Raw genomic sequence first — 13569 nt, forward strand, 5'->3', positions numbered from 1 at the left:
AAGGGAGCCATCTGCTTGAACGAGAAACAACAAGCCCTGATGCAGCGGGACCGGGGTGTACACGCAGACCTGCTGTTCATGTGCCTGCCCTTGCTGGCTATGGCCATGTTCTTTTATGGGGTGCGTCCGGCTATTATGTGCCTGACCGCCTTTTTGACCGCCAACCTGTGCGACCGGCTTGCCGCACTGCTGCGGCGGATGCCTTACGATAAAAATGAGTGGAGCAGCGAAGCCTTTGCCGTTATGTTTGCCCTTATGATTCCGGCCAGTGCCAGCTATTATGTGGTAGTGGTGGGGTCCATTGCAGCGGTAATTCTGGGCAAGGAAGCCTTTGGCGGTTACGGAGCCTATCCGTTCCATCCCACCGCTGTGGGCTATGTGGTGGCGGCGGTAAACTGGCCCGACCAGATGTTCCGTTATCCCCAGCCTTTTACCGCAGTGCCTGTGGTACAGGTGGATACAATTGCCGGGGCATTGGTGGAGTCGCCTCTGTATACCCTCAAAACTGGCGGCCTGCCCACCCTGGACAGCATGGAGCTGCTGCTGGGCAACTATGCGGGGCCCATGGGCCTTACCGCGTTGCTGGTGATTCTGGCCTGTGCTTTGTTTTTGTGGAACCGCCGCCGGCTGAACCTGCTGGCACCGGTATGCTTTTTGCTCACCTGCGCCCTGGTGGCCTTTTTGGCCCCTCGGCTGGGCGATATTCCGGCCATGAGTGCACCCTGGGTGCATCTGGCAGACCGGCTGGCTGTGGTGAAGTATGAAATCTGCGGCGGCGGCATGGTGTTTGCAGCGGTGTATCTGCTGGCAGACCCCATCACGGTGCCCAAAAATCCGGTGTCCTGTGCCTTGTACAGCATCCTGCTGGGCTTTATGACCATGATGTTCCGCTACTATGGCAACTATGAGGTGGGCGTCTGCTTTGCAATGCTGGCTGTGAATGCTGTATCCGGCTGGATCGACCGCACTGTATGCAAGGCGATGAACCGAAAGGGGGTTGTGCGCCGTGAATATTAAAAAAGCCCAATACCTTTCGGAAAATATGAGCCGCATTGCCCGCAGAGATCGAATTCTGCTTAATAACCCGGTCATTATGCAGGGGATGGGCCTGGCTCCGCTGGTGGTGGCTGCCAGCAACGGCCGCAACGCTTTGATGCTCAGCGTGGCAGTGCTGCTTTTGCTCACCCCCACCCGGGTGCTGGCCGCAGCACTGAACCGGGCAGGAAAGTACCGTTTTCGGGCGTTGCTGTACTGCGGGGTTAGCGCAATTTTGTATATCCCGGTATATTTTATACTGAGAGGAATATTTGATGTGGAAATTCTCCAGCTGGGTGTTTATCTGCCCATGCTGGTGGTGGAGCCGCTGATTATTAAACGGTACGAGCGCTTGCAGCCGGAAAAAATTACTGTGGCCCTTAAAAAAGGCATCCGTACCAGCCTTGGTTATGTGCTGGTGCTAATGCTCATGGGCTGTATGCGGGAAATTATGGCGGTAACGGCCTTGTTTGGCACGGTGCTGCCCAAGCTCAAGTTCCCCCTGCTGCCCATGGCGAACCTGCCTGCGGGCGGGTTTATCCTGCTGGGTGTGGTATGCGCACTTTGGCGGGGCGGCGTGCGAGCCTACAAGAACTATGTGCATGCGGAGGCAAAGCGGGGCTTATGATGGAAGTAATGCAAGCTGTTGGCGTGTTTTTTGTGTATGCCGTTGCCGCTGTATTTGCGGAAAATGCTGTGTTCAGCCGTGCAATGGGCGTTTCCCGCCTGGTAAAACTGGTGGATGACCCCACGGTGGACACCCTGGTGTTTGGAGGTCTGCTGTGCTTGATTCAGCTGCTGAGTGCGCCCCTGGCCTATGGTGTGAATCAGCTGCTGCTGCCCCTTTCCTGGCGGGGAGCAGTGCGGCCCCTGGCGTTTTTGCTGTGCAGCACGGTGGCTTTTTTTGTAGTGCTGGTGCTGGTGCTTGCGGTGCTGAAAGAGCGGGCCAAGCCTGTGGTAGCAGTGCTGCCCATGGCCACCTTTAACACAGCGGTGCTGGGCCTGCTGCTGATTACCACCACCCAAAGCTTTACCCTGCTGGAAACCATGGGTTTTGCATTGGGCAGCGGCGTGGGATACCTGGCTGCTGTACTGGTGGTGAGCGAAGGTCAGCGCAAGATGCGGGATGCCAATGTGCCCGCCAGCTTCAGGGGGCTGCCCATTACCCTGATTTATATCGGAATTCTGGCCCTGGCCATCTACGGCTTTACCGGGCACCGGATTTCCATCGGTTAAAATGCAATGGCTCCCGGCCAGCCAGGCGGGGAGAGAAAGGCGGCTTTCTTTATGGCAAAAAAGAACATGGGTAAGGTTAAGCGTTACCGGCGCAGCTTTTATAGCGGCCGTCAGCGCGCCATGCGGGTGCTGGCAGCGGTGGGCGGTATTGTTTTGCTGTTTGCCCTGGGCTGGTTTGCAGGCCCGGCTCTGGTACAGCTGGGCAGCAATGCATGGCACAGCCTGGCTACCGAACCTTCTGAAACTTCGACCCCCAATTCCCAAACCGGCACCAGCCAGCCCGAGCAGCCTGGCTCCCAGCCGGAACAAACCGAACCGAGCGCCCAGCCCACAGAACAGCCTGGGGAGGATTTGACCCAGGGCAGCTGGGCCTTTGTGGACAGCAGCCAGCTGGCGGACCCCGCCGCCCTTGCCAGTGAGCTGGCAAGCCAGGGCGTGGGCTATGCAGTGGTAACCTTGAAGGATGCCGCAGGCAATGTGTATTACAACTCCGGCGTGGAGGCAGCGGCTGCCGGCTTGGTACAGGGCGGATTTGACGCTGCGGCAGTGGCCCAGGCCTTGCAGCAGCAGGGCATTGTACCGGTAGCTGGCATCTGTGCATTCCGTGATCCCATTGCGGCAGGTGCCAATCGTGCCATGGCGGTGATGTACCAGGATACCGAGTATCTCTGGCTGGATGCAGCCTTGGAGTCTGGCGGTAAGCCCTGGCTGAATCCTTATTCCGAGCTGGCAGTGCAGTATATCACGGACCTGATGAACGAAGCCCGCTCCATGGGCTACCAGAAAATCTGGCTCAGCGGGGTGCAGTTCCCCACACCGGCAGGCCGCAATCAGGCCAACTATGGCGGCACCAACGGCGTAAGCGAGCAGCAGCGGCTGGCTGCCCTCATTGACCAGTGGCAGCAGCAGGATGATTGCTGGATTGTGTACCCGCTGGAGGTTGCCAGCGGCGCCAACGAAACCCTCACCGGCGGCCCCGTGGCCCAGCTGGGAATCCACAAGCTGGCAGTGCAGGCTTCCCAGAGCCTGACCGAGGAGGAGAATGCTCAGCTGGAGGCGGCCAAAGCGGCTGCCAGCCAGTACCTGGGCGTACAGAGCGGCCAGACCTTTACCGTACAGGCGGTGCAGGGATGAGCCGTCCCCAACAACAAGCCATCAGCGGCCCCTGCTTTGTGCCGGGGCCGCTCCTGTTGCCGGGGCCTGGCCAAGGGATAGAGGGCTGGGCCAGCCCGGCGGCGGAGGCTGCGGATTGGAACCTGGAAGCCTGGCAGGAGCTGGAGAGCAGCAGCGGACCCAGCTTGCGGGCAATGCAGCTGCCCCAGGCATTGCTCCACCGGGTGGATACCCAAAGCCGCTGGCAGGCAGCTCAAACAGCCATGGAACAGCAGCTGCCCGGAATGCGGGCGCTGGAAACTGGCTTTGTATATCTGGAGCGAACCTTGCCGGATGGCCAGTGCAGACCGGGCCTTGTGGGTCTGGTGGATTTGGAGCAGTACAGCTTTGAGCCAGGCAGCAGCTGTCCGGTACGCCAGCCACAGCCCCTGAGTGCTCAACAGGTGCTGCCCCGTGCCCAGCTGCGGGAAACCGCCCTGATGGAAACTTCCCCGGTGCGCCTGTTGGCCAACCTGCCCAGCGAGGATTTGTTTGAGCCGATACAGGCAGTCTGCAAAAAGCAGCCCTGCCTGTATGAGGGCCGTTTGGGCAGTGGCGGCGGAACAGTGCGAGCCTGGCAGGTGAACCAGCCCCAGCTGCTGGACCAGCTGGCCCGGCTTTTTGCACCGCAAAGCGATGGTGTGCCCCTGATGATTGCAGTGGAAGGCCAGTGTGCCCTGGCTGGGGCCAAGGTGGATTGGATGCTCCGCAAAGAGGAAAGGGCACAGCCGGACCATCCCGCCCGGTTCTGCCTGGCAGAGGTTGGCTGTGCCGACCACCCGGCGGCGGGAATTGCGCCGCTGCATCGGCTGGTGATGGGGGTACAGGGACTGCCCCTGCTGGCCCAGCTGGAACAGTGGTGTGTTCGCCAGGGGATTGCCCTTACACAAAGCCCCCAGCCGGGGGCGGCCCGCCTTACCCTGGTGTATGGCCGGTGGGAACGCACCCTCTGGCTCAAAGCCAAAGCTCCCGTGCCGGGCGTTTGCCTGGCAGAGGCGTTTTTGCAGGAATATTTATCCACAAACCCCATGTGCAGCACCGACCGGCTGGCCCAGGAAAGCCAGCTGCGGGAACTGGCTGCCGATGGGGTAAGCGGCATTTTGTTGGAATGCACCGGCCCGGACTTGTTTATGGGGCTGGCGGCAGAGGGGATTTTGCCCGCAGGCAGTTTTGCCCCCTTTGCCATGGCGGAAAGCCGTTTTGAATTGGAATGCCGATTGATTGCAGGAGAGAGTAGAGATAAAGACCTATGAATTTTAGCGAGTTAAACCTGGTTCGTCCCCTGCTGCGGGCAGTGGAGGAACAGGGCTACCAAAAACCTTCGCCCATTCAGGCCAAGGCAATTCCCCCGGTGCTGCAAGGCCACGATTTGCTGGGCTGCGCCCAGACGGGAACCGGAAAAACAGCAGCCTTTGCCCTGCCGATTTTGCAGCGGATGGTGGCCAGTCATCCTTCGCACAAGGGAGTGCGGGCTTTGATTTTGACCCCCACCCGGGAATTGGCTTTACAGATTGACGACTGTTTTGACCGCTATGGCCGATACCTGAATGTGCGCCACTGTGTGGTGTTTGGCGGTGTGGGCCAGCAGCCCCAGGTGGAGGCCCTGCGCCGGGGAACCGATGTACTTACCGCCTGCCCTGGCCGGCTAAACGACCTGATTAACCAGGGCCATGTGGATTTGAGCCGGTTGGAGGTGTTTGTGCTGGATGAGGCAGACCGGATGCTGGATATGGGCTTTGTGCAGGATGTGAAGAAGGTGATTCGGCACCTGCCCAGCCAGCGGCAGAACCTGTTGTTCAGCGCCACCATGCCCAAGGAGATTGAGCAGCTGGCAGGCAGTATTTTAAAAAAGCCTGTGAGCGTAAAGGTGGACCCGGTAAGCAGCACGGTAGACCGGATTGAACAGCGGCTGTATTATGTGGACAAACCCGGCAAAAAGCAGCTGCTGGCTCGTCTGCTGGCAAACCCGGATGTGACCAGTGCCCTGGTGTTCAGCCGAACCAAGCATGGCGCCAACGCCATTGCTGCCTTTTTAAGCAAGCAGGGGGTTCCGGCGGCGGCTATCCATGGCAACAAGAGCCAAAGTGCCCGTGTGGCGGCTTTGGAAAGCTTTAAAACCGGCAAGATACGGGCCTTGGTAGCCACCGACATTGCCGCCCGTGGCATCGACATCAGCGAGCTGCCCTATGTATTCAACTTTGACCTGCCGGAAGTGCCGGAAACCTATGTGCACCGCATTGGTCGTACCGGCCGGGCGGGGGCAGAGGGCATTGCCATCAGCTTTTGCAGCCCGGAGGAGCGGGAGTATCTGGCAGGCATCGAAAAACTGAACCGGCGTAAAATCCCGGTGTTTACGGTGGATGGGCCCTGCCAGACCCAACGGCCGGAGGCCCCGAAAAAATCCGATTCCAGCCAGACCAGGAAGCCTGGCAAAAAGCGGGAGCGGCCTGCCAAGCCGGACGCACCCGCCAAGCAAGCCAACAAGCCCAACGATAAAAGTTTGGAGGAGACCATCGTGGAGGAAAAGAACAACCAACCCCTCACCGCCAGCGCAAAGCGCCGCCGCCGTCGCCGTCGGGCCCAGGGCAAGGCAGCGGAAAATGCAGCCCAGCAAACAGCCTCCCAGAATCAGCTGGAAGGCAAAGGCAAAAAACAGGAAAAACAGCCTGCAAAGGCTGCTCAAAAGGAAGCTGCTCCCAAGCAGGAAAAGCAGCAGGCTGCCAAAGCTGCCGCTGGCCGCAGTGGCCGGAATGGCCGCAGTGCAGCCCGCAGCGAACAGCCGTCTGCCCCGAAGGCCCGCAGCGAGCGAAGCGAGCGCAGCCGCAGCCAGGCTGCCCCTCAGCGGGACGAGGACCCCGGTTTGCTGTTAATTACCCGCAAGCCCCCAGCCCAGAAGTTTGCCAGTTTTGAGGAGTACATGAAAAGCCGGGGCGGCTTTGGGGAAGCTGCATCCAGCGAGGGAGAAGAATGAACCCCTTGTGGAGCTGCCCGGTGTGCGGCCAGCCCCTGCACCAGCAGCCGGGTGGGCTGCGCTGCGGTAAGGGGCACAGCTTTGATGGAGCCAAGGAAGGCTATGTAAATCTGCTGCTGGCCAGCCGGATGCGCACCAAGGCACCGGGAGACAGCAAGGAGATGGTACAGGCCCGGCATCGGCTGCTGGAAGGCGGCGCATACCAGGCCTTTGGCAAGGCTCTGGGCCAGCAGATGGTTCAGCTGGCCAATCAGAAGCCGGGGCCGCTTCATCTGCTGGATGCAGGCTGTGGCGAAGGCTGGTATGCCCAGCAGGTATGCCAGGCCTTGTGCAGTCAGAACAGGGACTATCAGCTTGCAGGGTTTGATATTTCCAAAGCGGCGGTGCGGCTGGCAGCCCGCAGGGGGCTGCCCCAGGCCCAGTTTGCAGTGGCCAGCAGCTTTGCCATTCCGTTGCAGCAGCAATGGGCCGATGTAATTTTAAATGTGTTTTCGCCCTTTGCAGGGCAGGAGTTCCTGCGTTGTCTGCGCCCCGGTGGCTGGCTGGTGTACGCAGTGCCTACCCCGCAGCACCTGATGGGATTAAAAGAGGTGCTCTACCAAACCCCCTATGCCAATCCCCAGCAGCAGGTGGAGTACGAAGGGTTTACCCTGGTGGCAGAGCATACGGTGGAGGATACCATTACCCTTACCGGGCAGGCGGTGCAGGATTTGTTCGCCATGACCCCCTATTACTGGAAAACTCCCCTGGAGGGCAGCCAGCGGCTGGCCCAGTGCGCACAGCTGACCACCCCCATTGGATTCCGGTTTTTGGTGTACCAAAAAGAGGCGTAACCCCGTTCGGATTTTTGATACACCTGATGTTCAACACAAAAAAGCATCCTTTGCACAACCGCCCGGCAAGCCGGCCCGGATGGTGCAAGGGATGCTTTTTGTTTTGCCTGGTTGCTTAAAGCGAAAAAAGAGAAGCCGCAGCAGGCCGGGTGGGCGGCATCTTTTTTACAGGTGCCACTTTCTGCGGGTGGGTTGGCTCTCGATGGCTGCATAAATCTGCCGTTTTCTGCCCAAGCTGAAGGGGATAAAGCAAGGAAGGGAGCAATGGCATTGTGAAATCGCTCAGCGGAGGAAAGGCCTTTTGGCTTTCGTTTTTGTTAACGGCAGCACTCCTTGTGCCCATTATTTTAGGGTTTTGGCTTTACGGGATGTACCAAAAACAAAAGCAGACCCCTGTGCAGGCTCAGCAGGGGGGAATTCCCATTCAGCAGCCTACCCAGGACCAGGACTACACCCTTTTGGTGACGGTGGCGGCAGAACAGCCCGCTTTTGTGCTGATACGCCTGAACCCGTTGGAGCAGCAAATCAAAATCTGCGCCGTACCGGCCCAAACCCAGGTGACCGGCCCCACCGGCCCGCTGCTGCTGCAGGATAGCTACGCCGCCGCAGGGCCTGGCCGGGCAGCGGAACTGCTGGGCCAAACCCTGAACATCCAGATTGACCACTACCTGGCCATTACCACCCAAAGCCTGGAACAGGTGTGGCAGGGGATGGAGCCTATGCGGGTAAATCTTACCGGCTTGTTGGAAGCGGACGAGCAGGAGCAGCTGGGCTTGCTGGGGGACCCGGTGCTCAGCCTGACACCTATGCAGGCCCACGAGGTGCTGGAAAAGCTCAATCTGCCTCCAGTTCGCCTGGCTCGTTTGCGGGCGGCCATATGGGATGCAGCCCTCCGCCAGCAGCCCCAGCAGATGAAGGTAAGCCTGCCACAGGGCTTGCAGGGAGAGATGGCCCGCCTGCTAACGGACTTGACGGTAACGGATTTATATGAGCTGCAAAAAATTCTGGGCTGGCTGGGGGAAGGCACCACCGTGGACAGCCAGGGTCTGCCTGGCCGTTACCAGCCGGAGGAGGACCGGTTTGTTCCCACCCAGGAAACCGTGACCTTTGCCCGCAGCTGGTTCAAGGTGCAAAATCAGCAGGAAGCGGAGGTTCAGCAGGACCAGCAGCCCGAAACAGCCCAGCCTGAAGCTGCCCAATCCGAAGCTGCTCAGGAGCCAAGCCAGAATCAGGAGCAGGAGGAGCAGCCCACAGCCACCCCTGTACCCCAAATTGGCCCCCCGGCAGGTGCGCTGGGATGATAGAGAAACTGCCTCTCAACGCTGCGTTGGGAGGCAAGTTGTGTACCGGCAAGGTTCGGGCCAGAAGGGCAATGGGCGAACAGGTTGGCGCAACACGCACTGGGGCGTGTTAGCCCCACACCTGACCCAAGGTGCTGCAAAGTGCGGGAATCTGCTCGTCTGGCAGGCTGCCGTAGCCCATGACCAGCGTGCTGGGCGGTACCGAAGCCTGCACCGAATAACTGGAAAGGCCTTGTAAGCGAACCCCTGCCAACCGTGCCTGGGCCACAAGCTGCTGTTCCGAGGCGGAGCCTTGCAGCTGCATTAAAAAGTGAAGCCCTGTATGCTGGCCCCATAAGTGCACCCGGCCGGGAAAGCGGGATTGCAGCCCTTCGGTAAGGGTTTGCATCCGTACCCGGTACCGGTTGCGGCACCGGGCGAGATGCCGGGCAAAATGGCCCTGCTGCAAAAACACCCGGAGGGTTTGCTGCTCAAACCGGCTGACCGTGGAGGAGTACTGCCCATAGTGGTGCTGGAACGCTGGCATAAGGGACTGGGGCAGCACCATACAGGCGATACGAATGCTGGGGGCCAAACTGCGGGAAAAGGTGGAGAGATACACCACCGGCCCATTGCTGCCCGCCATACCCTGCAAGCTGGGAAGGGGGCGCAGTTCAAACCGAAATTCCGAGTCGTAATCGTCCTCGATGAGGTAGCGGCCAGGCTTTTGGGCCGCCCATTGCAGCAAAGCCGCCCGGCGGCTGGCGGGCAGCACCGCCCCGGTGGGGAACTGGTGGCTGGGAGTAATGTACACAAGATCCGCACCGGTGCCCTCCAACGCTGCGGGGTTCAGTCCCTGGCCGTCGATGGCTGCGGGCACACAGTCCAGCCCGCTGTTGGCAAGAATATGGTGTACCCGCCGGTAGCCTGGATCCTCCACAGCTGCCCTGGCGGGCAGCAGTGGGGCCAGCAGGCCCAGAAGGTACTCCACGCCGGCCCCCACCACAATCTGCTGGGGCGTACAGTCCACTCCCCGGTAGGCTTGCAGATAGTCCGCAATGGCACACCGTAAATCCTCATCTCCCTGGGGGTGCCCCCGGTCCAGTAATTGGGGCTGAGAATAAAGCAGCTCCTTTTGGATGCGTCCCCAGGTGCGAAAGGGAAACAGCCCGGTATCAATGCCGCCGGTGGAAAGGTCGAAGGCGTAGGCCGGTGCTTCCGTTGCAGGAGCGGAGGCGGTGCGGCTGGTAAGGCTGGCGGCCACTGGCCCCTGGCAGGCCTGCACATAGTAGCCGGAACGGGGCCGCACATCCAGATAGCCTTCTGCGGTAAGCAGCTGGTAGGCGGTATCCACCGTGTTTACACTCATCGAAAGAGTTTGGGCCAGGCTGCGCTTGCCGGGCAGTTTTTCTCCCGGCGACAGCTGGCCCAGGCGAATTTGGGACACAATGGCCCGGTAGAGCTGCTCGTACAGCGGCCCGCTGCCGGGCTGCGGTTGAAATGAAAGTTGAAGCATCTGCAAACCTCCCTAAAACTGACCCCATAAAAAATATGTATTCTGGATATTACAATGAGTTCAGTACTGGCTATAATAAAACCATAGACGCCGGAAAAAGTAAAGAGATCGGGAACTAAAATTCAATCCGGCAGGAGGGGTTAAAATCATGAAAAACAACCGTTGGAATGTACAAAAATTAGCCGTATTTGGTTTAATGAGCGCTCTGGTGTTTGTATCTAGCTGGATGCAGATTCCCATTGGAGATGTGAGCCGGGTGCATCTGGGCAATGGATTCTGCGCACTGACCGGCCTGCTGTTTGGGCCCTGGCTGGGGGGCTTTGCCAGCGGCATGGGCAGTATGCTGTTTGATTTTACCAATCCTCTTTACATTGCGGAAAGCTGGATTACCTTTTTGACCAAGTTTGCCATCGGCTTTTTGGCTGGTTTGCTGGCTCGCCAGGGCAAAGGCGGCAGCACCCAAAAGGGATGGGATATTGCAGGGGCTGCTCTGGGTACCCTGGCCTATGTGGGACTGTACATGGGCAAGAACTTTATTATAAAGTACTACATAGAGGGACAGGCCCTTCAGGCAGTGCAGGTGCAGCTGGTTACCAAGCTGGCCAGCAGCCTGGTGAATGCAGCGGTGGGCACCGTTGTGGCTGTGCTGTTGGCAGCAGCGCTGCGGCCTGCGCTGCAAAAGGCGGGACTGTTTCGCCAGCAGCTAACCGGCAAAAACAGCTGATTGTTACTTTGGATAACCTAGCCAAGGCCCCGGAGGGAGTTTGCTCCCTCCGGGGTTTTGTGCGCTGCGTGCCTAAACCGGGTGGACAAAGAGTTTGTAGATGCGCTGCAGTGCAAAGTTTACAAATAATCCCTTTCTTTTTGTGCAGGTATGTTTATAATAAAGGCGATAACAATCTGATGAACGTACAAAAAGGAGGCATACCCATGAAAAAGGCATCGGTTTTGCTGTTGTATAACCCGGCGGCGGGCAAGCGCCGAGTGGCGCAGGAATTGGAAGGAATTATTACCGGCCTTTCCAAAGAGGGATGCGTGGTGACGGCCTGCCCGATTTTGCCGGGGCAGACTTTGGCCCAGGATACTTTGGCACAGCTGGCCAACCGGATGGATGGAGTGGTGTGCTGCGGCGGAGACGGCACCCTCCATCACACGGTGCAGCAGCTTATGGAGCTTGGGGGCCAGCTTCCGGTGGGGTATCTGCCTTTTGGGTCCACCAATGATTTTGCGGCCTCCGTACAGATTTCACCGGAACTGGCAAAAAACTGTGCTGCCATTGGACGGATGCAGCCCAGCAAGCTGGATTTGGGACGCTTTGGAAAACAGTATTTTTGTTATGTGGCGGCCTTTGGTATGTTTACAGAGGTTTCTTACCAGACCCCGCAGGGCAGCAAAAATCTGATGGGGCACATGGCTTATGTGATGGAGGGAATTCGCACACTGGATATCTCCAAAGGCTGGAAAGCCCGTGTGGAAGCAGATGGTCAGGTGCTGGAAGGAGAGTTTTGGTATGGCTCGCTGAGCAATGCCCGTGCCATCGGCGGCATGACGGTGCCGGATGCAGAGCAGGTGCGCATGGATGATGGAATGTTTGAGCTGATGCTCATTCGTAAGCCGCAGACCCTGCTGGAGATGCATCAGCTGGCAGGCAGTTTGCTGAACCAGCGGCGAAACGAAGACCTGGTTCATCGCCTAGCGGCCGGCAAGGTGAAAGTTTGGTTTGAACAGCCCACCAGCTGGACCCTGGATGGCGAGGAAGGCCCTATGGTAACCCAGGTGGAATTGGAAGTGCTGCCAGGGAAACTTCTTTTGCTGAACGGGGATACAGCGGCCTTAAAAGAGTGAAAAAACAGAGGAAAATGCCCAAAATGTGGTGAAAACCGTTTACAGCAGCGTTCTGGATGGTGTACTATAAAAGATGAGTTCGCTTCTTGAAACAAAAGAAAGGTGAAAGAATCGTGACAAATCAACCGAATTCTTCTTCGGAGCCGAAAGGGCTGAAAAAGTGGCTGGGCACACCGGGGGTGCGGCCGGCCCTGCTGGGCGGCTGCATTGCGCTTGCTGTTCTGGCGGTATCCGCAGTGGTTTTGAGCACTCCAGAGATAAAGGACAAGCTGCCTGCTGTTTTGGAGGAACAACCTCAGTGGGAATCTGAGCAGGATGGCGAGGACCAGTACTATAACATGCTGGAAAAGCTGAATGCTGCGGACTATGCAGGTACCATTTTGCCCGAAACCGAAGATGCTGGCCAGGAATACCTGGACGAGACACTGTTCATTGGAGACTCCAACACCATGCGGTACATGATGTATGGTCCGGAGGACAGCGACGCGCCCTTTACCACCATTGACAACAACATTGGTGTGGTAAGCATGGGCGTGCAGCAAATCAACAGCTTGAAGTGCGAGAACTTTGTGGGCCGTTCTTCGGCAGTAACCATCCCCGAAGCGGTAAAAATCATGCAGCCCCGGCGGATTATCATTGGTTTTGGCACCAACAACCTGTCCATGAATACCACCGATTACATTTCCAATTATCGGGATGGACTGTATGCCATTGAAGAAGCATACCCCTATGCCGATATCATTGTGTGTGCAGTTCCCCCGCTGGATCAGCAACGCAGCAATACCGCCCTTACCATGGAAAAGGTAGACAACTTCAATGCTGCTCTGGCGCAGATGTGCGAGGAGGATGGCTATAAATTTTTGGATACCAGCGAGGCACTGGTGGACTCTTCCACCGGCTGGGCCAAAGCAGATTACACCCTCAGCGATGGGGTACACCTGAGCCAGGCGGGTGTGCGGGCTTTGTTTGACTACATCCGCACCCATGCATATATTACCGAGGATCGCCGGCCCAAACCGCTCAATGAAATTCCTGCGGTAAAGGGGGTAACCCCCAACCTGATTGAAAAGGACCCCATTGCGGTGCGTGGCTCCGACGATGAGGATGAGGACGAGGAGACAAATTCTCTGGGCAAAAAAGTTCCCGTGGAATTTACAGCAGGCGAAGGTGGTTCCATTAAGGGCAAAACCACCCAGCTGGTGCTGCGGGGCGAGCTGTGCGACACCATTGTAGCCCAGGCAGAGGATGGCTGGGAATTTGATTACTGGACGGCTACCATTGGCAGCACCGGCAACTCTGCCGAAACGCTTACCTTTAGAGTGCCGGGCAATGCGGATGCAAATGGTGTGGTGTTGAAGGCACACTTCAAACGAGTGGAAGCCAGCGCCACACCCACAGCGGCTCCCAGTGCAACACCTACCAAGGCCCCCGCAGCAACCCCCACCGCAACCCCAACGGCAGCACCTGCCGCAACGCCGGTACCCACCCCCACCACTGGCCCCACGGCGACTCCCCCCGCGACTGCTCCCGCCACAGCGGCGCCCACGGTTGCCCCCACGGTTGTCCCCACGGCAACCCCAACGGCAGCGCCTACGGAGGCTCCCACCGCTGCCCCAACAGCAGCACCCACCGCTGTCCCTCCGGTGGACCAATCTCAAGCAACCGAATCCGATGGGCAGCAACAGCCGTAAGGCTGATTGC

General features: G+C 58.6%; 12 protein-coding genes. 11 read left to right on the forward strand and 1 reads right to left on the reverse strand.

The features are described 5' to 3' along the window. Positions 1 to 15 precede the first annotated feature (15 nt). The 8 genes from ACH2EM_RS06450 to ACH2EM_RS06485 all read left to right on the forward strand — a co-directional run bounded on the left by ACH2EM_RS06450 (position 16) and on the right by ACH2EM_RS06485 (position 8528). Positions 16 to 1017 (forward strand): RnfABCDGE type electron transport complex subunit D, encoded by a 1002-nt coding sequence (locus ACH2EM_RS06450; RefSeq protein ID WP_395151315.1) that lies wholly within the window; start codon positions 16 to 18, stop codon positions 1015 to 1017. Continuing rightward, the gene (locus ACH2EM_RS06455; RefSeq protein ID WP_395151316.1) at positions 1007 to 1663 is read left to right on the forward strand and encodes an Rnf-Nqr domain containing protein; all 657 of its coding nucleotides are present in this window, start codon (positions 1007 to 1009) and stop codon (positions 1661 to 1663) included. The genes ACH2EM_RS06450 and ACH2EM_RS06455 overlap by 11 nt, the downstream gene beginning before the upstream one ends. Then, entirely contained in the window at positions 1660 to 2271 is a 612-nt protein-coding gene (locus ACH2EM_RS06460) for an Rnf-Nqr domain containing protein (RefSeq protein WP_395151317.1), read from the forward strand. The genes ACH2EM_RS06455 and ACH2EM_RS06460 overlap by 4 nt, the downstream gene beginning before the upstream one ends. Before the next feature lie 51 nt (positions 2272 to 2322). Next, positions 2323 to 3405 (forward strand): putative glycoside hydrolase, encoded by a 1083-nt coding sequence (locus ACH2EM_RS06465; protein ID WP_395151318.1) that lies wholly within the window; start codon positions 2323 to 2325, stop codon positions 3403 to 3405. Then, positions 3402 to 4676 (forward strand): DUF1015 family protein, encoded by a 1275-nt coding sequence (locus ACH2EM_RS06470; protein ID WP_395151319.1) that lies wholly within the window; start codon positions 3402 to 3404, stop codon positions 4674 to 4676. The genes ACH2EM_RS06465 and ACH2EM_RS06470 overlap by 4 nt, the downstream gene beginning before the upstream one ends. Further along, positions 4673 to 6394, forward strand: a complete 1722-nt coding sequence (locus tag ACH2EM_RS06475) for a DEAD/DEAH box helicase (protein ID WP_395151320.1) — start codon at positions 4673 to 4675, stop codon at positions 6392 to 6394. Before ACH2EM_RS06470 ends, ACH2EM_RS06475 begins: the two co-directional genes overlap by 4 nt. After that, a complete protein-coding gene (locus tag ACH2EM_RS06480; protein ID WP_395151321.1) occupies positions 6391 to 7227 on the forward strand; it encodes a putative RNA methyltransferase in 837 nt (278 codons plus the stop codon). Before ACH2EM_RS06475 ends, ACH2EM_RS06480 begins: the two co-directional genes overlap by 4 nt. 368 nt (positions 7228 to 7595) lie before the next feature. Then, positions 7596 to 8528, forward strand: a complete 933-nt coding sequence (locus ACH2EM_RS06485) for an LCP family protein (RefSeq protein WP_395151322.1) — start codon at positions 7596 to 7598, stop codon at positions 8526 to 8528. Positions 8529 to 8637: 109 nt separating this feature from the next. Here ACH2EM_RS06485 and ACH2EM_RS06490 read toward each other — a convergent pair whose 3' ends face one another. Beyond that, a complete protein-coding gene (locus ACH2EM_RS06490; RefSeq protein WP_395151323.1) occupies positions 8638 to 10023 on the reverse strand; it encodes a PLP-dependent aminotransferase family protein in 1386 nt (461 codons plus the stop codon). A gap of 148 nt (positions 10024 to 10171) precedes the next feature. On the opposite strand from ACH2EM_RS06490, the gene ACH2EM_RS06495 reads away from it, so the two are divergent. The 3 genes from ACH2EM_RS06495 (at position 10172) to ACH2EM_RS06505 (ending at position 13559) form a co-directional block, all read left to right on the forward strand. Next, positions 10172 to 10747 carry an ECF transporter S component gene (locus ACH2EM_RS06495; RefSeq protein WP_395151324.1) on the forward strand — a complete coding sequence of 192 codons (576 nt, stop codon included), beginning with the start codon at positions 10172 to 10174 and terminating at the stop codon, positions 10745 to 10747. A 206-nt stretch (positions 10748 to 10953) separates the two neighbouring features. Then, entirely contained in the window at positions 10954 to 11868 is a 915-nt protein-coding gene (locus ACH2EM_RS06500; protein WP_395151325.1) for a diacylglycerol/lipid kinase family protein, read from the forward strand. Between the two features lie 113 nt (positions 11869 to 11981). Beyond that, entirely contained in the window at positions 11982 to 13559 is a 1578-nt protein-coding gene (locus ACH2EM_RS06505; protein WP_395151326.1) for a GDSL-type esterase/lipase family protein, read from the forward strand. The last annotated feature ends 10 nt before the right edge of the window (positions 13560 to 13569 follow it).

The sequence above is a fragment of the uncultured Allofournierella sp. genome (genome assembly GCA_944382705.1).
Classification (GTDB): domain Bacteria; phylum Bacillota; class Clostridia; order Oscillospirales; family Ruminococcaceae; genus Allofournierella.